Source organism: Cupriavidus nantongensis (assembly GCF_041726985.1).
GTDB classification, from domain to species: Bacteria; Pseudomonadota; Gammaproteobacteria; order Burkholderiales; family Burkholderiaceae; genus Cupriavidus; species Cupriavidus nantongensis_A.
Map to the genome: position 1 here is coordinate 1,323,995 of NZ_CP168303.1, position 23,754 is coordinate 1,347,748.

The 23,754-nt window shown below is 68.3% G+C and carries 15 protein-coding genes, 2 tRNA genes and 1 pseudogene; 5 read left to right on the plus strand and 13 right to left on the minus strand.

Annotated features, from left to right (window positions below; translation table 11 throughout):
• Positions 1-17: 17 nt before the first annotated feature.
• Positions 18-4,872: pseudogene (locus ACEI37_RS17460) on the minus strand (NAD-glutamate dehydrogenase).
• Positions 4,873-5,036: 164 nt separating this feature from the next.
• Positions 5,037-5,600 (minus strand): MarR family transcriptional regulator, encoded by a 564-nt coding sequence (locus ACEI37_RS17465; RefSeq protein WP_373379943.1) that lies wholly within the window; start codon positions 5,598-5,600, stop codon positions 5,037-5,039.
• Between the two features lie 389 nt (positions 5,601-5,989).
• On the opposite strand from ACEI37_RS17465, the gene ACEI37_RS17470 reads away from it, so the two are divergent.
• The gene (locus ACEI37_RS17470; protein WP_373379944.1) at positions 5,990-7,507 is read left to right on the plus strand and encodes an acetyl-CoA hydrolase/transferase family protein; all 1,518 of its coding nucleotides are present in this window, start codon (positions 5,990-5,992) and stop codon (positions 7,505-7,507) included.
• 65 nt (positions 7,508-7,572) lie between these two features.
• Here ACEI37_RS17470 and ACEI37_RS17475 read toward each other — a convergent pair whose 3' ends face one another.
• The 3 genes from ACEI37_RS17475 to ACEI37_RS17485 form a co-directional block, all read right to left on the minus strand.
• On the minus strand, positions 7,573-7,932 hold the full coding sequence (locus ACEI37_RS17475) for a hypothetical protein (protein WP_373379945.1): 360 nt from the start codon (positions 7,930-7,932) through the stop codon (positions 7,573-7,575).
• 320 nt (positions 7,933-8,252) lie between these two features.
• Positions 8,253-9,233: a tripartite tricarboxylate transporter substrate binding protein BugE gene (locus ACEI37_RS17480; RefSeq protein ID WP_111519754.1), complete on the minus strand. Its 981-nt coding sequence runs from the start codon at positions 9,231-9,233 to the stop codon at positions 8,253-8,255.
• A gap of 345 nt (positions 9,234-9,578) precedes the next feature.
• Positions 9,579-9,654, minus strand: a tRNA-Lys gene (locus tag ACEI37_RS17485).
• A gap of 141 nt (positions 9,655-9,795) precedes the next feature.
• On the opposite strand from ACEI37_RS17485, the gene ACEI37_RS17490 reads away from it, so the two are divergent.
• A complete protein-coding gene (locus ACEI37_RS17490) occupies positions 9,796-10,704 on the plus strand; it encodes a LysR substrate-binding domain-containing protein (RefSeq protein ID WP_373379946.1) in 909 nt (302 codons plus the stop codon).
• 140 nt (positions 10,705-10,844) lie between these two features.
• The gene (locus ACEI37_RS17495) at positions 10,845-12,233 is read left to right on the plus strand and encodes an 8-oxoguanine deaminase (RefSeq protein ID WP_373379947.1); all 1,389 of its coding nucleotides are present in this window, start codon (positions 10,845-10,847) and stop codon (positions 12,231-12,233) included.
• A 78-nt stretch (positions 12,234-12,311) separates the two neighbouring features.
• Here ACEI37_RS17495 and ACEI37_RS17500 read toward each other — a convergent pair.
• A tRNA-Lys gene (locus ACEI37_RS17500) sits at positions 12,312-12,387 on the minus strand.
• A gap of 225 nt (positions 12,388-12,612) precedes the next feature.
• Between ACEI37_RS17500 and ACEI37_RS17505 the strand changes: the two genes are divergently transcribed.
• On the plus strand, positions 12,613-12,876 hold the full coding sequence (locus ACEI37_RS17505) for a DUF1488 domain-containing protein (RefSeq protein WP_018006788.1): 264 nt from the start codon (positions 12,613-12,615) through the stop codon (positions 12,874-12,876).
• A gap of 181 nt (positions 12,877-13,057) precedes the next feature.
• On the opposite strand, the gene ACEI37_RS17510 is transcribed toward ACEI37_RS17505, so the two are convergent.
• From ACEI37_RS17510 to folD, 5 genes are all read right to left on the minus strand, one after another.
• Positions 13,058-14,851: a SulP family inorganic anion transporter gene (locus ACEI37_RS17510; protein ID WP_373379948.1), complete on the minus strand. Its 1,794-nt coding sequence runs from the start codon at positions 14,849-14,851 to the stop codon at positions 13,058-13,060.
• Between the two features lie 19 nt (positions 14,852-14,870).
• Complete coding sequence (hpaR, locus tag ACEI37_RS17515; protein WP_373379949.1) at positions 14,871-15,383, minus strand: homoprotocatechuate degradation operon regulator HpaR; 513 nt, start codon at positions 15,381-15,383, stop codon at positions 14,871-14,873.
• 109 nt (positions 15,384-15,492) lie between these two features.
• Positions 15,493-16,323 carry an exodeoxyribonuclease III gene (xth, locus tag ACEI37_RS17520; RefSeq protein ID WP_373379950.1) on the minus strand — a complete coding sequence of 277 codons (831 nt, stop codon included), beginning with the start codon at positions 16,321-16,323 and terminating at the stop codon, positions 15,493-15,495.
• Positions 16,320-18,404 carry a M3 family metallopeptidase gene (locus ACEI37_RS17525; RefSeq protein ID WP_373379951.1) on the minus strand — a complete coding sequence of 695 codons (2,085 nt, stop codon included), beginning with the start codon at positions 18,402-18,404 and terminating at the stop codon, positions 16,320-16,322. Before ACEI37_RS17525 ends, xth begins: the two co-directional genes overlap by 4 nt.
• A gap of 116 nt (positions 18,405-18,520) precedes the next feature.
• The gene (gene folD, locus ACEI37_RS17530) at positions 18,521-19,372 is read right to left on the minus strand and encodes a bifunctional methylenetetrahydrofolate dehydrogenase/methenyltetrahydrofolate cyclohydrolase FolD (RefSeq protein ID WP_373379952.1); all 852 of its coding nucleotides are present in this window, start codon (positions 19,370-19,372) and stop codon (positions 18,521-18,523) included.
• Positions 19,373-19,522: 150 nt separating this feature from the next.
• Between folD and ACEI37_RS17535 the strand changes: the two genes are divergently transcribed.
• A complete protein-coding gene (locus ACEI37_RS17535; RefSeq protein WP_373379953.1) occupies positions 19,523-20,203 on the plus strand; it encodes a hypothetical protein in 681 nt (226 codons plus the stop codon).
• 98 nt (positions 20,204-20,301) lie between these two features.
• Here ACEI37_RS17535 and ACEI37_RS17540 read toward each other — a convergent pair whose 3' ends face one another.
• The gene (locus tag ACEI37_RS17540; RefSeq protein ID WP_012352577.1) at positions 20,302-20,934 is read right to left on the minus strand and encodes a response regulator transcription factor; all 633 of its coding nucleotides are present in this window, start codon (positions 20,932-20,934) and stop codon (positions 20,302-20,304) included.
• 159 nt (positions 20,935-21,093) lie between these two features.
• Positions 21,094-23,706, minus strand: coding sequence for a PAS domain S-box protein (locus ACEI37_RS17545; protein ID WP_373379954.1), 2,613 nt, complete (start codon positions 23,704-23,706; stop codon positions 21,094-21,096).
• Between the last annotated feature and the right edge of the window lie 48 nt (positions 23,707-23,754).

Genomic DNA, 23,754 nt, shown 5'->3' on the forward strand with positions numbered 1-23,754 from the left:
CCAGGCAGCCGGCGCGGCTAGCTCCGCTCCAGCATGCCGATCTCGCGCACTGCGACCGACAGCATTGACAGCCCCGCCGCCCCCGACGCGCGCTGGTCCGCCAGCATGCGGGTGAAGCGTTCGAGCGCGCCGTGGCGGCTGGCGCGCCAGGCGTCGATCATCGCTTCCGGTGAGGCCTGGTCGCCCGCCTGCGACAGCACGCTGACCGTCAGCGCGCGCTTGAGCCGTCCCAGGTCTTCCAGCGTGGTGGTGCGCGCCAGCAGGTCCCAATGGGTGTCCGAGGGCAGCGCCAGCGCGCGTTCGCGCAGCCAGCTGAAGCTCAGGTGGCTGTCCAGCGCGAAGTAGACCCCGGCCACCAGATCCAGGCTGCGCTCGCACGCCGTGGCCACTTCGGCGATGTCGAGCGCCGCGGCAGAAATCTCGCTGCCGGCCACACGCGCGGCCAGGGTCTCGCCCACTCCCGCCTCGACCAGCGCACGCGTATGCTCGCTCAACGCCGCGGCATCCGCTTGCGGCAATAGTTGCGGCAAGCGGGGCCCGAGCCACTGTGCCGCCTGCGCGAAGCGCGCCAGGTCTTCGGTGGCGCTGCTGCCGCTGCGCAGATAGCGGATGAACCACAGGCACGCGCGCTCCAGCAGCAGCGCCACCGAGCCGAACATGCGCGCCTGCTCGGCGTCGGCGACGCGATTGTCAAGCGCGTCGATCTCTTGCCACAGCGCGGTCAGCCCGAACACGTCGCGCGCGATCAGGCAGGCGCGCACGATATCGGCGGGACGCGCATCGGTTTCTTCCATGATCCGGTGCACGAAGGTCGCGCCGATGCGGTTGACCAGCATATTGGTCAGGTGCGTCGACAGGATCTCGCGCCGCAGCGGATGGCGCTGCATGGCCTCGCCGTAGCGCTGGCGCAGCGGCACCGGGAAGTAATCGGCAAGCAGCCCTGCCACCAGCGCGTCTTCCGGCACGTCAGAGCCGAGCAGTTCGTCGTACAGCCACATCTTGCTGTAGGCCAGCAGCACCGCGCGCTCGGGCGAGGTCAGGCCTTCGCCGGCCAGCTTGCGCTCGGCGATGTCCTCGTCCGACGGCAGGAATTCCAGCGCGCGGTTCAGCCGCCCGGCGCGTTCCAGCCAGCGCACCAGGCGCGCCTCGCCGTCGAGCAGCGCGCCGCTGCTGCGGCCGGCCACCGACAGCGCCTGGGTCTGGTAGTAGTTGTCCTGCAGCACCAGCAGGCCGACTTCGTCGGTCATCTCGGCCAGCAGCTTGTTGCGCTGCTTTTCGGTCATCTCGCCGTCGGCGACCACCAGTCCCAGCAGAATCTTGATATTGACCTCGTGGTCAGAGCAGTCGACGCCGGCCGAGTTGTCGATGGCATCGGTGTTGATGCGGCCGCCCTTGCGCGCGAACTCGATGCGGCCGAGCTGGGTAAAGCCGAGGTTGCCGCCTTCGCCGACCACCTTGCAGCGCAGCTCGTTGCCGTTGACCCGGACCGCGTCGTTGGTGCGGTCGCCGGCCTGCAGGTGCGTCTCCTGGCTGGACTTGACGTAGGTGCCGATGCCGCCGTTGTAGAGCAGGTCCACCGGCGCCATCAGGATGGCGTGGATCAGCTCGGCCGGCGACAGCGCGCTTGCCGTGATGCCGAGCACCGCCTGCACCTGCGCCGACAGCGGGATGGTCTTGGCGGTGCGCGGATAGATGCCGCCGCCGGCGGAAATCAGCGTGGCGTCGTAGTCGGCCCAGCTCGAGCGCGGCAGCCCGAACAGCCGCGCGCGTTCCTGCAGGCTGCGTGCGGGGTCCGGATCGGGGTCGAGGAAGATGTGCCGGTGGTCGAACGCGGCCACCAGCCGGATATGCGGCGACAGCAGCATGCCGTTGCCGAACACGTCGCCCGACATGTCGCCGATGCCGGCCACGGTGAAGTCGGTGGACTGGATGTCGACGCCCATCTCGCGGAAATGCCGCTTGACCGATTCCCACGCGCCGCGCGCGGTGATGCCCATCTTCTTGTGGTCATAGCCGACCGAGCCGCCGGAGGCGAAGGCATCGTCCAGCCAGAATCCGTACTCAGCCGAGATCGCATTGGCGAAGTCCGAGAACGTGGCCGTGCCCTTGTCCGCGGCACCACCAGGTAGGGGTCGTTGTCGTCGTGACGCACCACGTCGGGGGGCGGCACCAGCTCGCCGCCGACGAGGTTGTCGGTCAGGTCCAGCAGCCCGCGCAGGAAGGTCTGGTAGCAGGCGATGCCTTCGCGCAGGAAGGCGTCGCGGTCGCCGGGCGGCGGCGGGCGCTTGACCACGAAGCCACCCTTGGAGCCGACCGGCACGATCACCGTGTTCTTGACCATCTGCGCCTTCATCAGGCCCAGCACTTCGGTGCGGAAGTCCTCGCGCCGGTCCGACCAGCGCAGCCCGCCGCGCGCCACGCGTCCGCCGCGCAGGTGCACCCCCCCTCCACGCGCGGCGAATAGACCCAGATCTCGAACATCGGGCGCGGCTCCGGCAAGCCCGGGACCAGGGCCGGATTGAACTTGAACGACAGGTACGGACGCGGCTGGCCGTCCTCGCCGCGGTGGAAGTAATTGGTGCGCACGGTGGCGTTGATCACGCCAAGGAAGAGCCGCAGGATGCGGTCTTCGTCGAGGTTGGGGACCTTGTCCAGCGCCGTGCCGATGTCGGCCAGCAGCTTGTCGCAGCGCGCCTGGCGCGCGGTGTCGGCGGCGACCTGGCTGAAGGTGTCGAAGCGCGCCACGAACAGCGCCACCAGCATCGCGGCAATGCCGGCGTTGCCGGTCAGCGCGCGTTCGATATAGGCGTCGCTGAAGGTCGAGCCCACCTGCCGCAGGTAGCGCGCATAGGCGCGCAGGATGGTCACGTCGCGCGCGGCGAGTTCGGCGCGCAGCACCAGGCGGTTGAGGTCGTCGTTCTCGATCTCGCCGTGCCATGCGCGCGCGAAGGCATCCTCGAACAGCGCCTTGACGCGCGCGATGTCGAACTCCGCGGCGCTGCTGCCATCGGCGATTTCGAGTCCGAAGTCGTGCACCCATAGCGGTGCGCCGCTGTCGGGCTCGATCAGGTAGGGGCGCTCTTCATCGACACGCACGCCCAGGTGCTCCAGCATCGGCAGGCTCAGCGACAGCGCGATCGGCTCGCCGGCGCGGTACACCTTGAAGCGGAACGCACCCGGCGCGGCTTCGATCGGGCGGTACAGGTTCATCGCCATGCCGTTGCCGCGCACCGCGTGCTCCATCAGCTCGATATCACGCACCGCGGTGCGCGCCGGATAGTCTTCGCGATAGCCGGCGGGGAACGAGCCGCCATAGCGCTGCAGCAGCCGGTTGCCGTGCTCTTCGCCGTGGCTTTCGTGCAGCGCCTCGGCGAGATCGTCCTGCCAGCGGCGGCTGGCATGCACGATGCGCGCTTCGAGCTCCTGCGTGTCGACCTTGGGCATGGTGCCGGGTTCGCCGCGCACGGTCAGCTGGATGCGCGCCAGCGGCGATTCCGACAGCAGCGGCGTGAACTCGCAGCTGGTGCCGTGGAAGGCCGCGGTCAGAAGCTTCTGGATCTTCTGGCGCAGGTCGGTGTTGTACTTGTCGCGCGGGACGAACACCAGGCACGAGACAAAGCGGTCGAAGCGGTCGCGCCGCACGAACAGCCGCGTGCGCTGGTGTTCCTGCAGCCGCAGGATGCCGGTGGTGATGTCGAACAGCTCGTCCTCGGTCGCCTGGAACAGTTCGTCGCGCGGATATTGCTCCAGGATCGTGACCAGCGACTTGTACAGGTGGCCCTTGGCGAGGAACCCTGCGCGCGCCAGGATGTTGGCGCACTTGCGCCGCACCAGCGGGATGTCGGCAATCGGCGCCATGTAGGCGGTCGACGTGTACAGGCCGACAAAGCGCCGCTCGCCGAACAGCTGGCCGTTCTCGTCGAGCAGCTTGACGCCGACGTAGTCGAGATAGCCCGGCCGGTGCACGGTGGCGCGCGAATTGGCCTTGGTCAGGAAGATCGGCGAGCTGCCTTCGATGATCGCGGTCGCCGCCGCCGGCAGCAGGGTCAGGTCTTCGGCATCGGGCTCGCGCAGGCTCTCGCGCAGGATGCCGGCGCCGGAGCCCGCCACGCCGCGCAGGAAGTAGCGCCCGTCGCGCGCCACCAGCTGGTAGTCGCGCTGCCCCAGGAACGAGAAATGGTCGTCCATCATCCATTCCAGGAAGGCGCGCGCCTCGACGCTTTCCGCCGAGGCCGCTTCCGGCGCCTGCGCCATCGCGCCGATGGTGGCGCGCGTGATGTCGCACATCTTCGGCCAGTCTTCCACCGCGGCGCGCACATCGACCAGTACCTGCGAGATGCCGTTGCGCAGGGCCTCGAGGCGCGACGATTCGCCGGTGCGGTCGATCTCGAAATGGATAAAGGACTCCAGGCGCGAGCTGTCGCCGGCCTCGCCGGCGCCGGCAGGGGCAATCCGTTCGATGCCGGTGCCGCCGCGCCAGACCCGGAACACCGGATGGATGGCCGAATGCAGCGCCAGGCCCTGGCGATTGATCTCCATCGTCACGGAGTCCACCAGGAACGGCATGTCGTCGTTGACGATCTCGACCACGGTGTGGTCGGAGTGCCAGCCGTGCTCTTCCAGGTTGGGGTTGTAGACGCGGATGCGGGCGCTGCCGGGGGTGAACTTCTGCGCCGTCTGCCAGTGCGCCATCACGGCGCCGTACAGGTCGGCCACTTCGCGGCGCAGCAGGTCTTCGGCGTCGGCCTGGTCGTAGTAATGCAGCAGGAAGGGCTCGACCACGCTGAACATCGCCGCCGGCAGCCGCCCGCGCGCGAAGTTGGCCAGTTCGTCCAGCAGGTGCGCGACCTTGTCTTCGTTCTCCTGCGGCATGTTCCCCTCCTCGCGGTTCGATGGGCCGCCGGGGCATGTGCCGGGGCATGCTCATACTTTAGGAAAAATCCGAGTGCCCGGCGCAACAAAGTGGCGGGTACCGGCGATGGCGAGGGAGGGGCAAGGACGGGTCCCGACGGCGAGCCGCGGGACCCGGGCAGCGCTCAGAAGCGCGTGGCGAGGCTGGGGCAGGAAGACGGACGGTGCGCGACCGGCGGCAGGCCGGGGCAGGGCAGCGGCTGGCCATGCTGCTGGCTGTGCCGTTCCTGCCGGCGGGCTTCGGAGACGGCCCTGACCTGGCGCGAGGTGTGGCCGTCCAGCGTGGCTTTCATCCGATCCAGCAGGCTGCCCAGCGCGGCACGTTCCTGCGAATTGAAGGCAGCGACCGAGACGCTGTGCAGCGCGCTCAGCGCCTGCGCGGTACGTTGCACCCGCGCGGTGGCGTGTTCCGCGATGCGGGGCGCCAGCGTCGCGGTGTACTCGATCCAGCCGTCGCGGCGCAGTTCGTCGAGCATGGTCTCCGATTGCGCCGCGTCGAGCGGCATCGGACCAGCCAGCGGCAAGCCGCGCTTGAAGGCCCCCTGGCGGATGGCCCGCAGCAGCAGCCACTGGGAATAGTTAAGGCCCGAGGCGCGCAGGGTCTGGTCCAACGCACCTTGCCAGGCGGTGACTGCGTCAATCAGGGCAAGGACAACCGGCTCGCTGGGTTCGAGGGGTCTTGGCTGCATGAATGGCGTCTCCTGTTGTGGTTTGCCGCCACCGCAATGCACAGGCACCCGCAAGGGGTGCATGGGGCCGGAGCATGGCCGGCCCGGGCGGCACGGCCGCCGCAGCCTCTGGGGCGGGCTGGGTCGACCGAACGGCGAGACTAACAGAAACCTTTGCCGGATTTGTGACAACTGCGGGAATGTCCTGAGCCGGTACCGCGCGCGAGTGGCGGCTGCTGCGCGCACCTTCCGCCAGCTTATGAAAAAAGCGACTGGGATGGATGACTTTAAATCATCGCTGGAATAGACGCGGCTGGCTACACTGGCTGCCGGAGACCCCGCCACCAGCCGCCAGGCCAGCACGGGGCGAACGGCGCAGGCACGGGCCGGCCGTCAGACCGGAGATCAAGATGTACAAGGAACGCATTCGCCTGCCCAGGCTGCATGACAAGGTAGTCTCGGCCGACGAAGCCGCCGCGCTGATTCGCGACGGCATGACGGTAGGCATGAGCGGATTCACCCGCGCGGGCGACTGCAAGGAAGTGCCGTTCGCGCTGGCGCGCCGCGCCGCCACCGAGCCGCTGCGCATCACGCTGATGACCGGCGCCTCGCTCGGCAACGACATCGACCGGGTGCTGGCGGAGGCCGACGTGATCGCGCGCCGACTGCCGTTCCAGTCCGATGCCACGCTGCGCCGGAAGATCAATGCGGGCGAAGTCATGTTCATCGACCAGCACCTCTCCGAGACCGTCGAGCAGCTCCGCTCGGGCCAGATCGCGCCGGTGGATGTCGCGGTGGTGGAAGCGGTGGCGATCACCGAGCAGGGCGGCATCATCCCCAGCACCTCGGTGGGCAACTCGGCCAGCTTCGCCATGCTGGCGCGCAAGGTGATCGTCGAGATCAACCTGAACATGCCGCTGGAGCTGGAAGGGCTGCACGACATCTATTTCCCGGTGCAGCGTCCGTACCGCCAGCCGATCCCGCTGATCGCCCCCGCGCAGCGCATCGGCCTGCCGTATATCCCGATCGATCCCGAGAAGATCGCGGCCATCGTCATCACCGCCAAGGATGACAGCCCCTCCAATGCGCTGCCGCCGGATGCAGACACCAGCCAGATCGCCGGCCATCTCAATGAATTCCTGCTGCGCGAGGTGCGCGCCGGGCGGCTGTCGCCGTCGCTGCAGCCGCTGCAGGCCGGCATCGGCACCATCGCCAACGCGGTGCTGCACGGGATGGTCGAGTCGCCGTTCCGCGACCTGCAGATGTATTCCGAGGTGCTGCAGGACAGCACCATCGAGCTGCTGGATGCGGGGCGCCTGGCCTTCGCCTCAGCCTCTTCGGTGACGCTGACGCGCGAGGTGTACCAGCGCTTCCTGTCGAACCTGGAGCGCTATCGCTCGCGCCTGCTGCTGCGGCCGCAGGAAATCAGCAACCATCCGGAGATCCTGCGCCGGCTGGGACTGATCACCATCAACACGGCGCTGGAGTGCGATATCTACGGCAACGTCAACTCGACCCATGTGGGCGGCACGCACATGATGAACGGCATCGGCGGCTCCGGTGACTTTGCCCGCAATGCGCACCTGTCGGTGTTCGTGACCAAGTCAGTGGCCAAGGGTGGCGATATCTCCAGCATCGTGCCGATGGTGGCGCACGTCGACCATACCGAGCACGACGTCGACATCATCGTTACCGAGCACGGCCTGGCCGACCTGCGCGGCCTGGCGCCGCGCGAGCGCGCGCGCACCGTCATCGCCAACTGCGCCGACCCGCAGTACCGCGACCTGCTGGGCGATTACTACCGCCGCGCCTGCGCGCATGGCGGGCAGACCCCGCACCTGGTGGAAGAGGCGCTGTCCTGGCATGCCGCCTTCCGCGACCGCGGCACCATGCAGCCGGCGCGGCCGGCACCGGCGCTGGCCGCCTGAGGCGCGGGCGATCCTGAAAACAAAACAGCCCGCGCAGGCGGGCTGTGTGACCGGGCGAGGTGGCCTTACTGCGCCTTGGCGCCCTGGCTGGCGGGGGCCTTGGCGCCATCGGTGTAGGGATCGGCCTTGCCGGCCTTGGCGCCATCGGTGTACGGATCGAACTTGCCGGCCTTGGCGCCATCTGTGTTCGGATCGAACTTCTTGCCCGAGTTGGTCAGCTCCGCCTTGGTCGATTGCTTGGCGCCGTCGGTGTACGGGTCGAACTTGCCGGACTTGGCCGCGCCCTGGTTCGGGCCGGCTTTCTTGGTGTGGCTGCCGCCGTAGAGATCGCCGCCGTCGGTGTAGTTCTTCTGCGCATACACCTGGGTCGCACCCAGAGCGGCCAGTGCTGCAACGATCAGGGTCGGAACGGACTTCTTCAGCATCTTGTTATCCTCGCGAATGACGGTCGCGCAGCGCCTGCGCGAAACCGGTTTGGGGCCGGACGTTGGCCGGTGACTGCCGGCGCGTGTTGCGGAGCACCCGGTAAATGTACCGAGTCGGCGCATGTCCGCAAAGTGAAAGTTTCTTCTAGTCGTATTGAACGTTACCGGCACGGCAGGCGTGCTGCGCGGGATCAAACGCGCCTGCAATAGGAAGAATCTGAGTGGTGCGGTGGGCATTTTCCGATACCGCGCATAAAAAAAACCGGCTGCCGTGGCAGCCGGTTTCGAGGTCGGGAGTCGGCTCGCGCCGCCTCGCCGGCTTATTCCAGCGTGATGTTCTGGTCGCGCGCGATCTTCTTGCGCAGGTCCAGCTCGCGTTTGATCTGCGCGGCGTATTGCTGCGGCGTGTTGCCGTCGGTGTAGGCCCCGCTGTCGGCCAGGCGGCGCTTGACGTTGGGATCCTGCAGCGCCTTGACCGCGGCGTCGTGCACACGCGTGATGATTGCCGCCGGCGTGCCGGCCGGAGCCACCAGCCCGTACCAGGCCATGTTGTTCATGTCCTTCATGCCGGCTTCGGCAAAGGTCGGCACGTCGGGCAGGCCTTCGACACGCTTGGGCGCTGCCACTGCCAGCGCGCGCAGCTTGCCGGCCTGGATATGCGGCATCGACGACGGCAGGTTGTCGAACTGCGCGTTGACCTGGCCGGCCAGCGTGTCGTTCAGCGCCGGGCCCGATCCGCGGTAGGGGATATGGACCATGTCGGTCTGGGTGATGTCCTTGAACAATTCCCCGTCCAGGTGCGAGATGCTGCCCTTGCCGGCCGAGGCGTAGCTGTACTTGCCCGGGTTGGCCTTCAGCATCGCCACGAATTCCTTCAGGGTCTTGGCCGGAACCTTCGGATTCACCGTCAGCACGTTGGGCACGTTGACCAGGTTGGTGATCGGCGCGAAGTCCTTGAGCGGATCGTACGGGTTCTTGGGGTTGGTGGCCGGGTTGGTCGCCATGGTGCTGACCGTGGCGATGCCCAGCGTGTAGCCGTCCGGCGCGGACTTGGCAAGCGCGTCGGCACCGATGGCGCCGCCGCCGCCGCCGCGGTTTTCCACCACCACCGGCTGGCCCAGTTCACGGCCCAGGCCGTCGGACACCGCGCGCGCCACGATATCGGTGGTGCCGCCGGCCGCGAACGGCACGATCAGGCGGATCGGCTTGGCAGGGTAGGACTGGGCGTGCGCCAGGCCGGCGTGGGCCAGGCCGAGGGCCGCGATGCATGCGGCTGCGCCGGCGTTAAGGACTGCTTTCAAGGAGGGCCTCCATTCTTCTTTCACTGATTGGCCAGCCAGGCTGCAGGCGTGTCCGCGGATCGGCTTCCGGAATCCGGCGCCCGCGCTGTCAGGTTCTTCCTGGCTGGCATGACCGGGCCGTGCCGGGATGCGGTACGGCCGGCGCGTTGCGATAGTTCCGCGATACGGAACTGTGTTCCACAACGGCGCGGGAGCGATTCAACCGGGAAAGCGCCTTTGGGGGAATTGGTGAGAACCCGCGTATCAAGAATCGGGCTGCGCTGCCGACCGCGCGCGGGGTTGGGAGGCGGGGCAAGCGCAAAAGCAAAAAGCCGGAAGCAAGGCTTCCGGCTTTTTTGAATTCGCTGGTGGGGCGTGAGTGACTCGAACACTCGACCTACGGATTAAGAGTCCGCTGCTCTACCAACTGAGCTAACGCCCCAACGAAGAAAAAGATTGTAGCAAGGTATCGGATGCGGCGCAATAGCCTTTGCGGCGTTTTTTACGATGCCTGGCCGCTACAATGCCAGGCTGCCGTCATGTGCCTCGGCCCGCCACCCGAACCCACCTGTTTGCCAGATCCATGCACGCCAGAGTCCTACGCTATCTCGACGAGGTCGTCCGCCGCGGTTCCATTCGCAAGGCGGCCGAACACCTGCACGTGGCGCCGACCGCGGTCAACCGGCAGATCCTGGACCTGGAGGCCGAACTGGGCGCACCGCTGTTCGAGCGCATCAACAAGCGCCTGCGGCTGACGCCGCTCGGCGAGATGGTGCTGGCCCACGTCCGCCAGACGCTGCGCGAGCACGACGCATTGCGCGAGCGTATCGAGGACTTCAAGGGCGCGCGCCGGGGCGAGGTCACGGTGGCGGTGACGGCGGGCCTGGCGGGCTCGCTGATGCCGTCGCTGGTGCATGACTTCCGCCAGCGCTATCCGGGCATCGTGGTACGCGTCAACGACCTGCCGGTGGCCGACATCGTGGCGGCGGTGGAGCAGGGCGATGCCGACCTCGGCCTGGGCTATGACCTGCCCGAACTGCCGGCCTTCCGCGCGCTCGCCAGCAGCGACTGGCAGATCGGCGCCGTAGTGCTGCCCGACCATGCGCTGGCGGCGCGGCCATCGGTGCTGCTGAGCGAATGCGTCGGCTATCCGCTGATCCTGCCGGCGCCGTCGCTGTCGATCCGCGCCATCCTCGATGCGGCCTTTGCGCGCAATGCGATCGAGGTGTCGCCGGTGGCGGAGTCGACCTCCACCGTGCTGATCCGGCAACTGGTGCTGCTGGGGACCGGCATCGCGCTGCTGAACCCGCTGGACGTGATGGAGGAGCGCGCGCGCCAGGCGCTGGTGTACGTGCCCTTGCGCGACCGCCACCTGCAGGGCCAGACGCTGACGCTGGTGGCGCGCGCTGGCGGCCATCTCAGCGCCGCGGCCGGGCTGATGGCCGAGCGCATCGGCGACGCACTGGCGACGCTGTTCGCGCAGGCCCGCTGAGGCGGACTTCTGGTGGGTGTCCACTTTTTGTGGACAGACTGCGCGGAATTCTATGCTTGGGACGCGGCATCGCGCCGCCGTAGACTGGCGGCGACCGTCTCTGTCCTCAATCCCATCCGCTTCACAGAAGGAATTCCGCCATGACCCTGATCGCCCTCAATGCCGACGTCCTCGTGACCATGGACGCCCAGCGCCGCGAGATTCGCGACGGTGCGCTGGTCGCCGAAGGTCCCGCGGTGCAATGGGTCGGCCCCACCGCCGAGCTGCCGCCGCAATACCGGCGCATGGTCGACGACGGCAGCGCGCAGGTGCTCGACATGCGCGGCCGCGTGGTCACGCCCGGGCTGGTCAACACGCACCACCACATGTACCAGAGCCTGACGCGCGCGGTGCCGGCGGCGCAGGATGCCGAGCTGTTCTCGTGGTTGACCAACCTGTACATGCTGTGGTCGCACCTGACGCCGGAAATGATCGCGGTGTCGACCAAGACCGCGATGGCCGAACTGATGCTGTCGGGCTGCACCACCACCAGCGACCACCTCTACCTGTTTCCCAACGGCTCGCGGCTTGACGATTCGATCGCCGCGGCGCAGGAGATGGGCATGCGCTTCCATGCCGCGCGGGGCTCGATGAGCGTGGGCCGCAGCAAGGGCGGCCTGCCGCCGGACGTGGTGGTCGAAGAAGAGGCTGCGATCCTGCGCGACAGCCAGCGGCTGGTGGAGCAGTACCACGACAGCGCGCGCCACGCGATGCTGCGCGTGGTGCTGGCGCCGTGCTCGCCGTTCTCGGTATCGCGCGACCTGATGCGCGAATCGGCGGTGATGGCGCGGCACTACGGCGTGTCGCTGCATACGCACCTGGCCGAGAACGACAACGACATCGCCTATTCGCGCGAGAAGTTCGGCCTGACGCCGGCGCAGTATGCTGAAGACCTCGGCTGGGTCGGCCACGATGTGTGGCACGCGCACTGCGTCAAGCTGGACGACGAGGGCATCGCGCTGTTCGCGCGGACCGGCACGGGGGTGGCGCATTGCCCGTGCTCGAACATGCGGCTGGCATCGGGCATCGCGCCGGTGCGTGCGATGCGCGATGCGGGCGTGCCGGTGGGGCTGGGCGTGGACGGCAGCGCGTCGAACGACGGTGCGCATATGCTGGGCGAGGCGCGGCAGGCGATGCTGCTGCAGCGGGTCGGTTACGGCCCGGCCGCGATGAGCGCGCGAGAGGCGCTCGAAATCGCCACGCTGGGTGGCGCGCGCGTGCTCAACCGCGACGATATCGGCGCGCTGGCGCCGGGCATGTCGGCGGACTTCGTCGCCTTCGACCTGTCGTCGGTCGGCTTTGCCGGCGCCGGCCATGACCCGGTGGCGGCGCTCGTGTTCTGCACGCCGGCCAATGTCGCGGCCAGCGTGATCAATGGCAGGGAAGTCGTGCGCGACGGCGAGTTGCTCACCGCCGACCTGCCTGCCGTGCTGCTGCGCCATCGCACGCTGGCGCACACGCTGTTCGAACGGGCCAGCGTCGGCGCGTGACGAGGTGCCGCGGCGCATCCGCGCCGCCCAAAGCAAAAGGCCGGAAGCATTTCTGCTTCCGGCCTTTCTTGTATTCGCTGGTGGGGCGTGAGTGACTCGAACACTCGACCTACGGATTAAGAGTCCGCTGCTCTACCAACTGAGCTAACGCCCCAACGAAGAACGAGATTTTAGCATGATTTCCGGCGCTGTCAATTGCCTGACGCGTGCCATGGCAAGCTGCGCGAACGTGCCCCGCGTACGCAGGGGTTGGCCGATGGAACCGAACGGCGGTCGCGGTGGTCTTCCGAATGAACCCTGTCGCATAGGGTTCTACCCATACGATTTTGCCGGAGCCATGTTAGGATGTTTCTCCACTTGCATATGGAGGGCTGCACCGATGGATATCAAATTCCAAGAGCAAGAGCGCTACGACATCAATAACGAAGGCTTGTTGTTCCAGGCACTTGTCAATGGCGAGAAGGTGACTTGCGTGGTGACACGCGAAGCACTGTGGGAAGGTTTCAGCGCCGACCAGGTGCTGTCACTTGAAGAAGCATTCCGCGCCGGCCGCGAAACCATCGAACGCGCCGCCGTGGTGCTGATCGAGCAGGGCGCGCCGCAGCCTATCGTCGTCAAGCGCGCCCACGTGGCGCCGATCTGATGCAGATGGATGCCCCGGCCCGCCCCAGGCAAGCCGCGGGCGCCCATCTGGAATCAGATTTCAGAGCATAGGCCGTCCGGCCTTGCTTGCCAGCCGGTGCTGCCGGCGCAGGCAATCCCCAGTTTCTTCCTTTTTTTTGCCGCCGTGACCGTGGCGAAGCGCGCCTGCGCGGGCGCTCCGTTCATGGCTGCGCAGAACCCGCCGGCGTTGCCGTGGCGCCCGGCCGCGACGCGCATTCCTCGAAGATGCGCACGGTGCAGCGGGCGCAGACTTCCGGCGACAGCTGACCGATGATGGTGTGCAGCGCCTGCCGCTTGGTCGGGAACACATGGTCGGCGCCGAGCTTGTCGGTGAAGCCGGTCTGCGCCCAGGTCTGCAGCACCTGCGTGCGCGGACGGTGGAAGTACAGGTCGCCGCCGAGCGCGCGGCGCTCGCTCAGCTCGTACTCCCACATTTCCGCGCCGGCGAGGTCGATGAAATTCATGCTCTTGGTCATCGCCAGCAGGTGGGTCTGGCCGGCATTGACGGTGCGCAGCCAGTGCAGGCGGTCGGTCACGAATTGCACCGCGCCGAAGTAGATCGCACCCTCCATGCGCAGCAGCTTGAGTTGCGGGCATTCGGGTTGCGGACGGCGCAGCTCGTCCAGCGGCGTGAAGCGCCGGCCGGGGTCGTCGGCATCCGGCACCAGGCTGCGCACCGCGGGCCGCGAGGTGCGGTACAGGTAGGCCACCAGCGACAGCACGGTGCCGAGCAGCACCGCCATTTCCAGCCGGATCACCAGCGTGGCGGCAAAGGTGCCGATGGCGATTGCGAACTCGGTGCGGCTGAGCGTGAAGATGCGACGCAGCCGCGCGATGTCGAGCAGGCCCCACGCCACCAGCAGCAGCATCGCCGCGATCGCAGCCATCGGGATCTGCGCCAGCAGCGGGGCGCTGACCGCGACCAGCGCCACCAGCCACAGCGCCGAGAACACGCTCGCCAGCGGTGTGCGCGCACCGGCCTCGAAGTTAGGCATCGAGCGGTTGAGCGAGCCGCACGAGATATAGCCGGAGAAGAAGCCGCCGGCGATATTCGACAGGCCCTGGCCGATGAACTCGCGGTTGGCATCGATATGCTGGCCGGAACGCAACGCCACCGCCTTGGCGATCGAGATCGACTGGCCCAGCGCGACGATGGTCAGCGCCGCGGCGATGCCGAGCAGGTCGGGCAACTTGCGCCAGTCGACGTCCGGCACCTGGAAGTGCGGCAGCGCCGACGGAATCGGCCCGACCACGTCGACGTGGTGGCCGCCGGCCTGGTTCAGCAGCAGCGCCACGCCATAGCCGGCCAGCAGCCCCAGCAGCATGAACGGCAGGCGCCGCCACAGCCGCTTGCACAGCAGCGTCACCGCCAGGGTGACCGCGCCCACCATGGCCGCGTCCCAGTTGATGGCATCGGCATGCTCGAACAGGTGGCGCAGCACGCCGAAGGCGCTGGTACCGGTCGGCACGGACAGCCCGAACAGGTCCTTCAGTGCGTACAGCCCGATCAGCGTCGCCGCGCCGCAGGTAAAGCCGAGCAGCACCGACGGCGAAATAAAGTTGGCCAGCGAGCCCAGCCGCAGCGTGCCCACCGCCAGCTGCATCACGCCGACCACGATGGTCACCGCCAGCGCCAGGCCGATATAGGCCGGGCTGCCCGCGAACGCGAGCGGGCTCAGCATCGCGAACAATGCCAGCGAGTTGGCGTTGGTCGGCCCCGACATGACGTGCCAGCTCGAACCGAACAGCGCCGCCACGATGCATGGCACCACCGCGCTGTAGATGCCGTATTGCGGCGGCAGGCCGGCCAGCGTGGCGAACGCGACCCCTTGCGGCAACACCAGCACGGCGCCGAGCAGTCCCGCCACCAGGTCGGCGCGCAGCGTGCTCGGGTCGACTCGCTGGCTCCAGGGGAACAGGCGCGGTAGCAGGGATGCGGTGGTGGTCGAAGGCATCGGCGGGAAACGGGGCGGGCTAGCCGGCTTCGCCGCCGCGTCCGGAGGGCGGCAAGGCAGCGGCGGGCGCAGTGGTTTGAGGGGCGGCCTGCGGCCCCAGGCTGGCCAGCATGGCGTCGAGCGCGCGATAGACCTCGGCCAGCCGCTCGGCACCCAGCTGCTGCGCGAGTTGCTGGTAGCGCGCATCGATCAGCGGCTCCATCTGCGCGATGAGGTCGCGGGCGGCACTGGTCAGGTTGACCAGCTGGCGGCGCTGGTCGGTGGCCGAGCGCGTACGCGCCACCAGCCCGGCGTCTTCCATGCCCGCCAGCATGCGCGTCAGGCTGGGGCTCAGGATCAGGCAGGCCTCGGCGAGCTGGTTGGGCTCCATCGGCCCGCGCTCGTTAAGCGTACGCAGCACGCGCCATTGCTGCTCGGTCACGCCGAACTGCCGCAGGATCGGCCGGAAGCCGGCCAGCAACGCTTCGCGCGCTTGCAGCAGCAGGTGGGGGAGATTGCGATGGCGAAACATGGCCTGGGCGGGAGGGCTCATGCCCGCAGTGTAGCGGGCCCGCCCGGGCGCGGCGAGCGGGGCTTGCCCGGGCTTGCCTGAACCCGCGCCATGCCCCAGTGCGGCCGGCAGGCGCGCACGCCGCGCGGCGTCAGCCGCAATGCAGCGTCGCCACCACCGGGGTGTGGTCGGACGGCTGCTCCCAGGTGCGCGGCACCCGGTCGATCACGCACGCGGTGCATTGCTCGGTCAGCGCCGGCGACAGCAGGATATGGTCGATGCGCAGCCCGGCATTGCGCCGGAACGCCAGCATGCGGTAGTCCCACCACGAGAATGCCTTCTCCGGCTGCTCGAACTTGCGGAACGCATCGGCCAGGCCCAGTTCGAGCAGCGCGGCAAAGGCGGCGCGCTCCGGCGGCGAGACCAGGTTCTGGCCTTCCCACTTGGCCGGGTCGTGCACGTCGCGGTCCTCCGGCGCGATATTGAAATCGCCCAGCAGCGCCAGCCGCGGGTGCCGCGCCATTTCATCGCGCAGCCACGCGGTCATCGCTTCCAGCCATTGCAGCTTGTAGGCGAACTTCTCCGAGTCGGGCGACTGTCCGTTGGGGAAGTAGGCGCAGACCAGGCGCAGGTCGCCATAGGTGGCGGCGATCACGCGCTGCTGCGCGTCCTCGAAGCCGGGGATGTTGCGCACCACGTCGACGGGGCCGGGCATGCTCGCGTCGCGCGCCAGGATGGCGACGCCGTTGTAGGTCTTCTGGCCGGTGTAGATGCTGTGGAAACCGGCGTTTTCCAGTTCGGCCAGCGGGTACTTGTCGTCCGGCAGCTTCAGTTCCTGCAGGCACAGCGCGTCGATCGGCGCGCCGGCCTGGTCCTGCTCGGCCAGCCACTGCAGCACCTGCGGCAGGCGCACCTTGAGCGAATTGACGTTCCAGCTGGCGATGCGCAGCGGGCCCTGGCCCGGCAGTCCCCGCGCGCTCATGCCGCCATCCCGCCGTGGCGCAGCAGCGCGTCGATCTGCGGCGCGCGGCCGCGGAACGCCACGAACGAGTCCATCGCCGGGCGGCTGCCGCCCACCGACAGGATCTCGCGCTGGTAGCGCGCGCCGGTTTCGCTGTCGAGCACCGTGCCCGACAGCTGCGCGGCCTCTTCGAACGCCGCGTAGACATCGGCCGACAGCACTTCGGCCCACTTGTAGCTGTAATAGCCCGCCGCATAGCCGCCGGCGAAGATATGGCTGAAGGTGTTCGGCCAGCGCGACAGCGGATGCTGCGGCACCACGTGCACGCGGTCGTTGATCTGGCGCGACAGCTCCAGCACCGAGGTGGCGCCGGCCGGGTCGAAGTCGGTGTGCAGGTGCATGTCGAACGACGAGAACACGATCTGGCGCAGCGTCATCATGCCGTTCTGGAAGTTCTTGGCCGCCAGCATGCGGTCGAACAGCGCGCGCGGCAGCGGCTCGCCGGTGTCGACATGCTGCGTCATGCCGGTCAGCACTTCGTACTCCCAGCAGAAGTTCTCCATGAACTGCGACGGCAGCTCCACCGCATCCCACTCCACGCCGTTGATGCCCGACACGCCCAGCTCGCCCACCTGCGTCAGCATGTGGTGCAGGCCGTGGCCGAACTCGTGGAACAGCGTGATGACCTCATCGTGCGTGAACAGCGCGGGCTTGCCGCTGACCGGTGCGGAGAAATTGCAGGTCAGGTAGGCCACCGGCGTCTGCACGCCGCCGTGTTCGAGCACCTTGCGCCCGCGCGCATCGTCCATCCACGCGCCGCCGCGCTTGCCTTCGCGCGCATACAGGTCGATGTAGAACTGGGCCAGCAGCGTGCCATCGGCGGTGCTGACGCGGAAGAAGCGCGCGTCCGGGTGCCAGGTCTGCGCCTGCTCGGGCTCGATGCGCACCGAGAACAGCTTCTGCACCACGCCGAACAGGCCCTCGAGCACCTTGGCTTCCGGGAAGTACTGCTTGACCTCGTGTTCGGAGAACGCATAGCGCTGCTGGCGCAGCTTCTCCGAGGCATAGGCCACGTCCCATGGCGCCAGTTCCGGCAGGCCCAGCTCGGCCGCGGCGAAGGCCCTCAGCTCGGCCCAGTCCTGTTCGGCATAGGGGCGCGCCTTGACCGCCAGTTCGTCGAGGAACTTGAGCACCTCGGCGGGCGACTCGGCCATCTTCGGCACCAGCGAGACTTCGCCATAGCACTGGTAACCCAGCATCTGCGCCTCTTCGCGGCGCAGCGCCAGCTGCTCGCGCATGTTGGCGGTGTTGTCCCAGTCGGCCTGGCCCTGGCCGTGCTGCGGCCCGAGCTCGGACGCGCGCGTGACGTTGGCCTCGTACAGGGTCTGGCGCAGCGCGCGGTCGTCGGCGTACTGCAGCACCGGGAAGTAGGAGGGGAAGTGCAGCGTGAACTTCCAGCCGGCCTTGCCATCTTTCTCGGCGGCGTGGCGGGCGGCTTCACGGGCATCGTCGGGCAGGCCGGCGAGGCGCGCCTCGTCCTCGATGACCAGCGCATACGCGTTGGTGGCGTCGAGCACGTGGTCGGAGAAGGCCTTGGACAGCTGGGCCTGCTGCTCCTGGATCTCGGCAAAGCGGGGCTTCTTGTCCTCGGGCAGTTCGGCGCCGCCCAGGCGGAAGCCGCGCAGCTCGTTCTCGATCAGCTGGTGGCGCGCCGCGCTCATGCCGGCAAACTCGGGGCTGGCCGCCAGCGCCTTGTATTTCTCATACAGCGCCAGGCTCTGGCCGAGCGACGACCAGAACTCGGTCATGCGCGGCAGGTTCTCGGCATGCGCCTGGCGCAGCTCGGGCGTATCGGCGACGGCGCTGAGGTGGCTGACCACGCCCCAGGCGCGGCCCAGCGGCTCGGTGGCGGCTTCCAGCGCCTGCACGGCGTTGGCCCAGTCAGCCGGCGTGGCGGGGTCCTCGGCGCGGGCGACGGCCTGTTGCGCGCGTTCCAGCAGCACGTCGAGCGCGGGGCTGATGTGCTCCGGCCGGATCTCGGCAAAGCGGGGCAGGTCGGAAAAGTCCAGCAGCGGATTGGTAGCGTTGGCGGCGTGGTCCATGGCGTGTTCTCGGTTGGCTGGTCTTGGTCAGGCAATATTCCCGCAGATGGGGCCGGGGCGGTGGATTTTCCAGTGCCCCGGGTGGCGCATCGGGCGCCGGCGGCAAATCGCGGCGCTCAGCCCGCGGCGCGCTCGGCCGCTTCCAGCGTATTGACCAGCAGCATGGTGATGGTCATCGGCCCCACGCCGCCAGGCACCGGCGTGATGTAGCCGGCGACTTCGCGCACGCCGGCGAAGTCGACATCGCCGCATAGCTTGCCGTGGTCATCGCGGTTCATGCCGACATCGATCACCACCGCGCCGGGCTTGACCATGTCGGCGGTGATCAGGTTGCGCTTACCGACCGCGGCCACCACCACGTCGGCGTCACGGGTGTGGGCGCCGATATCGCGGGTCTTGCTGTTGCAGATGGTAACGGTGGCGCCGGCCTGCAGCAGCAGCATCGCCATCGGCTTGCCGACGATATTGGAGGCGCCCACCACCACCGCGCGCGCGCCGCGCAGCGGATACTGGATCGATTCCAGCATCTTCATGCAGCCGTAGGGCGTGCACGGGCGGAACAGCGGCGCGCCGGTCATCAGCGCGCCGGCGTTGGCCACGTGGAAGCCGTCGACGTCCTTTTCCGGGGCGATCGCTTCGAGCACCTTGTGGCTGTCGATGTGCTTCGGCAGCGGCAACTGCACCAGGATGCCGTGGATGCGGGGATCGCGGTTGAGGGCGTCGATGCGGGCCAGCAGGTCGCCCTCGGACAGGTCGGCCGGATAGCGGTCCAGCGACGAATGGAAGCCGTTGTCCTCGCAGGCCTTGACCTTGTTGCGCACGTAGACCTGGCTGGCCGGGTCTTCGCCCACCAGGACCACGGCCAGGCCGGGCTGGTGGCCGCGTTCGGTCAGGCGGGCGGCGCGCTGGGCGGCTTCGGAGCGGATTTGCTTGGCAAGGGCGTTGCCGTCGATCAGTTGGGCAGGCATGGAGGCAGGGCGGGGATGATGGCGAGAAGGTGGCGGCGCCCGCGCGCGGCGGGGCCAAAGGCGGAATTATAAAGGTTGCGCGAGGCCTGTCGCACTGAGCTTGACCGCCGGCAGCGATCACCCCGCCCCGGCACTGGTAGCATGGGCTGCATGCCTACCGCGCTTGCCTCGACACTGTCCGATCCGCTGCTGGTGCTGCTGTCCGTGTGCGGAATGCTGTGGGCGCTGACGCGCCGCCCCTGGCGGCTGCTGCGCCGCGATGCGCTGCAGAATGCCTGGCTGGGCGCGATGCTGCTGGTGGCGCTGCTGTGGACGGTGCGCGCGACGCTGGCCGGCGGCATGGTGATCCAGCTGCTCGGCGCCACGCTGCTGGTGACGCTGTTCGGGTTGCCGCTGGCGCTTCTGTCGCTGTTCGCCGCCGACGTGGTCTCGCTGCTGGGGCTGGAATACCTGGCCGGGCACGGCTGGAGCCAGTTCGACTGGGCCGCGCTATGGGTGCGCTATGCCTGGCTGGCGCTGCTGCCGGCGCTGCTCTCGGCGGGCCTGCAGGCGGCGATGCGGCGCCTGCTGCCGCGCCACCTGTTCGTCTTCATCCTGGGGCACGGATATTTCACCGCCGGACTGGCCGCGCTGGGGGCCGGGGCGGCGCAGGCGGCCTGGCGCCACCTGACCATGCCGGGACAGCCGCTGAGCCTTGCCGACACCCTGCTCGGTGCCGTGATCCTGGCCTTCGGCGAGGCCTTCCTCACCGGCATGCTGCTCGCTGTGTTTGTCGTCTATCGGCCACAGTGGGTGGTGACTTTTCGCGACGAGGATTACCTCGGCCGCTGAGCGGTGTGCGGCCGGAGATGCGGCGGGGTGTGGGGAAGGGGCGCAGCGGGGCGCAGGTGCGGCGCGGGCCGCACCAGGCAAGGGCGGGCGCCGGCCGCTCAGCTGTTGCGCGACAGCGCCAGGCGCAGCAGGTCGGCGACGGTGTTGACGTTGAGCTTTTCCATGATGTTGGCGCGGTGCGCCTCCACGGTCTTGATGGAAATGCCCAGGTCGTCGGCAATCTGCTTGTTCAGGCGGCCGGCCACGATGCGCTCCAGCACCTGCTGCTCGCGCGTGGTCAGCTTGCCCAGCAGGTCCTTGGCGGCGCGCTGCTCGCGCGCGGTGGAGTGGTCGGTGCGGGCCTTCTGCAGCATGCGCTCGACCAGCGCGCGCAGCTCGGACTCGTCGAAGGGCTTTTCGATAAAGTCGATCGCGCCGCGCTTCATCGTCGATACGGCCATGGGCACGTCGCCGTGGCCGGTGATGAAGACGATCGGGATGTCGATCTGCTCGGCCAGCATGCGCTCCTGCAGCTCGGGCCCGCTCATGCCGGGCATGCGCACGTCCAGGATCAGGCAGGACACCTGGCTGGCGTCGTAGGCGGCGAGGAACTGCTCGGCGCTGGTGAAGCTGCGCACCTGATAGCCATTGCCCTCCAGCAGCCAGGTCAGCGAGTCGCGCATGGCTTCATCGTCGTCGACGATGAACACGGTCTCGCCGCGGTGGGGCGTGGGGTTTGGCGTTGCGGTCATGTAGTCTCCTCGGGACAACAATTCATTGCTGCGAAGTGTAACCGGCAGCGGCCCTCTGTGGCGAGACAGGCCCCCCACGTCGGAGGGGAAGCGGCGCGGCCGGCGCCAGGCATCCGGTGATGCGCAAGGTTTTGCGTGGCCCGCGCGCGCGGGCTCTGCTTATTCGGCCACGGCTTCGGCCGGCGCCGCCTGCAGCGGCAGCATGATCTTGAATGTACAACCGATGCCGTCGACATTGTTCTCGACCCACAGCCGGCCCTGGTGCGACTCGATGATCGAGCGGCAGATGTTCAGCCCCATGCCCATGCCGTCGGACTTGGTGCTGAAGAAGGGCTCGAACAGCCGCTCCTTGGTGGTCTCGTCGACACCCGGGCCCTGGTCGATCACGTCGATATGGACGTTGTCGCCGATCTCGCCGGACTCGACCCGCGCGTGCAGCCGCACTACGCCGCCGGCGCGTATCGCCGGCAGCCCGGCCATGGCCTCGACCGCGTTCTTGAGCAGGTTCACCAGCACCTGCTCGATCAGCACCGGATCGACATAGACCGTCAGCGGCGGCGCCGGCAGCCGGGTCAGGATGGTGACGCGGCGACGCGTGGCCTCGAGGTCGGCCAGGCCTACCGCGTCGGCGACGATGTCGTGCAGCGCGGCCTCGCGCCGCTGCGGCTGGCTGCGCTTCACGAAGCCGCGGATGCGGCTGATGATGGTGCCGGCCCGCACCGCCTGCGCCGAAGTCTTCTCCAGCACCGGGATCAGGTCCTCGGGCGTGCTGCGCCCCGAATGCAGCCGCGCCACCGCGCCCATGCAGTAGTTGTTGATCGCGGCCAGCGGCTGGTTCAGCTCGTGTGCCAGCGACGACGCCATCTCGCCCATGGTGGTCAGGCGGCTGGTGAACTGCAGGCGTTCTTCATGCTGGCGCGCCATTTCCTCGGCGGCCTTGCGCACGGTGATGTCGGTGGCGATCTGCATCTGCGCCAGGTGGCCGTCGACCCACTGGATATAGCGGCGGCGCACTTCGAACCATTTCTGCATGTCGGGCACGAACACCTCGCGCGCATCCGACGCATACGGCATCAGCTCGGATGCCGGCAGGCCGGCATAGGCATCGACATAGTCGGTGTTGTCGCTGGAGACCTGGTCCTTGTCGAGCTCGTCGCCGGCCAGCTTGACGTGGCCCTCGGCCTCCCAGCCGAACAGCTGGCGGTAGTAGCGGTTGGCGAACAGCAGCTCGGCCTTGTCGGTGGCCAGCACCGACACCGCGGCGTCCAGGCTTTCCAGCACGGTGGTGAAGCGGTCGTGCGCGGCGGCCAGTTCCTCGCGCGCGCGCTTGGGTTCGGTGATATCCGTCATCGAGCTCATCCAGCCGGTATGGCGGCCGCGGCTGTCGACCAGCGGCGACACGTACATGCGGGCATAGAAGCTACTGCCGTCGCGGCGCATCACGCGCATCTCGTAGCCGCCGGCGGGCGACTTGCCCTGCAGCGTCAGGTCGATCTGCTTCTGCATCTCCTGCTGGTCGTTGGGCGGCCAGTAGGGGAAGGGCGGCAGGCGCCCGACCAGGTCGTTCTCCTGCCAGCCGGTCATGCGGCAGAAGGCCGGGTTGACGTAGGTGATGCGGCCGTTCAGGTCGAGCGCGCGCAGGCCGATCAGCATCGAGTTTTCCATCGCGCGCCGGAACGAGGTCTCGGCCAGCAGCGCGCGCTGCGCCTCGGAGCGGCGGCTGGTATGCCGCCACATGCTCCACAGGCTCCACAGCAGGAAGCACGATAGCCCCACCACCAGCCACAGCAGCATGTTGTTGGGCAGGTTGGAGGCCGGCGGGTAGGCATCGGCGCGCAGCGACAGCGAATGGCCGGGCGGGTCGAGCAGCACCTCGTACGACAGCGCGTTGCCCGGCACCGGCCGCAGCGAGGTACTGGCGCGGGTCTGGTTGTTCTTGTCGATCAGCGAGAAGCGGTAGCGCTCGGTCAGCTCGGGCGGCAGCAGGTGGGTCAGGATGCCGTTGATCGAATAGAGCGCGCCGAGCGTGCCGAGGAACTCGTTGTCGCGCACGATCGGCACTTCCATCAGCATGAAGCTGTCGCCGCGCTCGTTGACCAGCGGGCGCGAGTAGACCACACGCTGGGTCTCGCGCGCGGCGTCGAAGGTGTCGAGCACTTCGGGTTCGAGCGGCTGGTCCTGGTTCTCGCGCAGGCGGCTGGCGAATTCGGAGGTCGACGGCAGCGACCAGCGGCCGCGCTTGGTGGCGTCGAGCCAGTTGATGAAGACGATCTCGGGATTCTCGCGCAGGATTTCCTGCGCCGCGGTGCGGTAGGCGCCTTGCTCCAGCTGCGCGGCGGCGATGTCGCGCGCGAGCGAGGCCAGCTGGTCCTGGTTGCTCAGCAGCGACAGGCGCACGCGCTGCTGCGCCCAGGCCGCGTCGCGGTACAGCGCGTCACGCTGCTGCTGGCGCTCGGTCTCGTGCAGCGACCACAGGATCACGCCCATGGCCACGGTGAAGAGCACAATGGCCACCAGCGGGATGAACATGAACCAGCTGGTGGCGACCAGGTTGCGCCAGCGCAGCCACCACAGGCCGCGCGGCGGCGCCACCGGCACGCCATCGTCCGGTCCCAGCGCTTCGATCGGTCCCAGGCCGGCCGCCGGGGAAGGCGCATGCGGGACATGCGCGGACTCGCCGCCGGCGGCCTTGGCTGTACCCGACGCATCGGAGGGAAGCATGGCGGCACGCAGGCTGCGGAAAAGACGGTCGAGGCGGTTGAAAAACGGCATGAGAGGGATTGACGGCTGACCGACCAGTGTACCGAGATTATTGCGGTG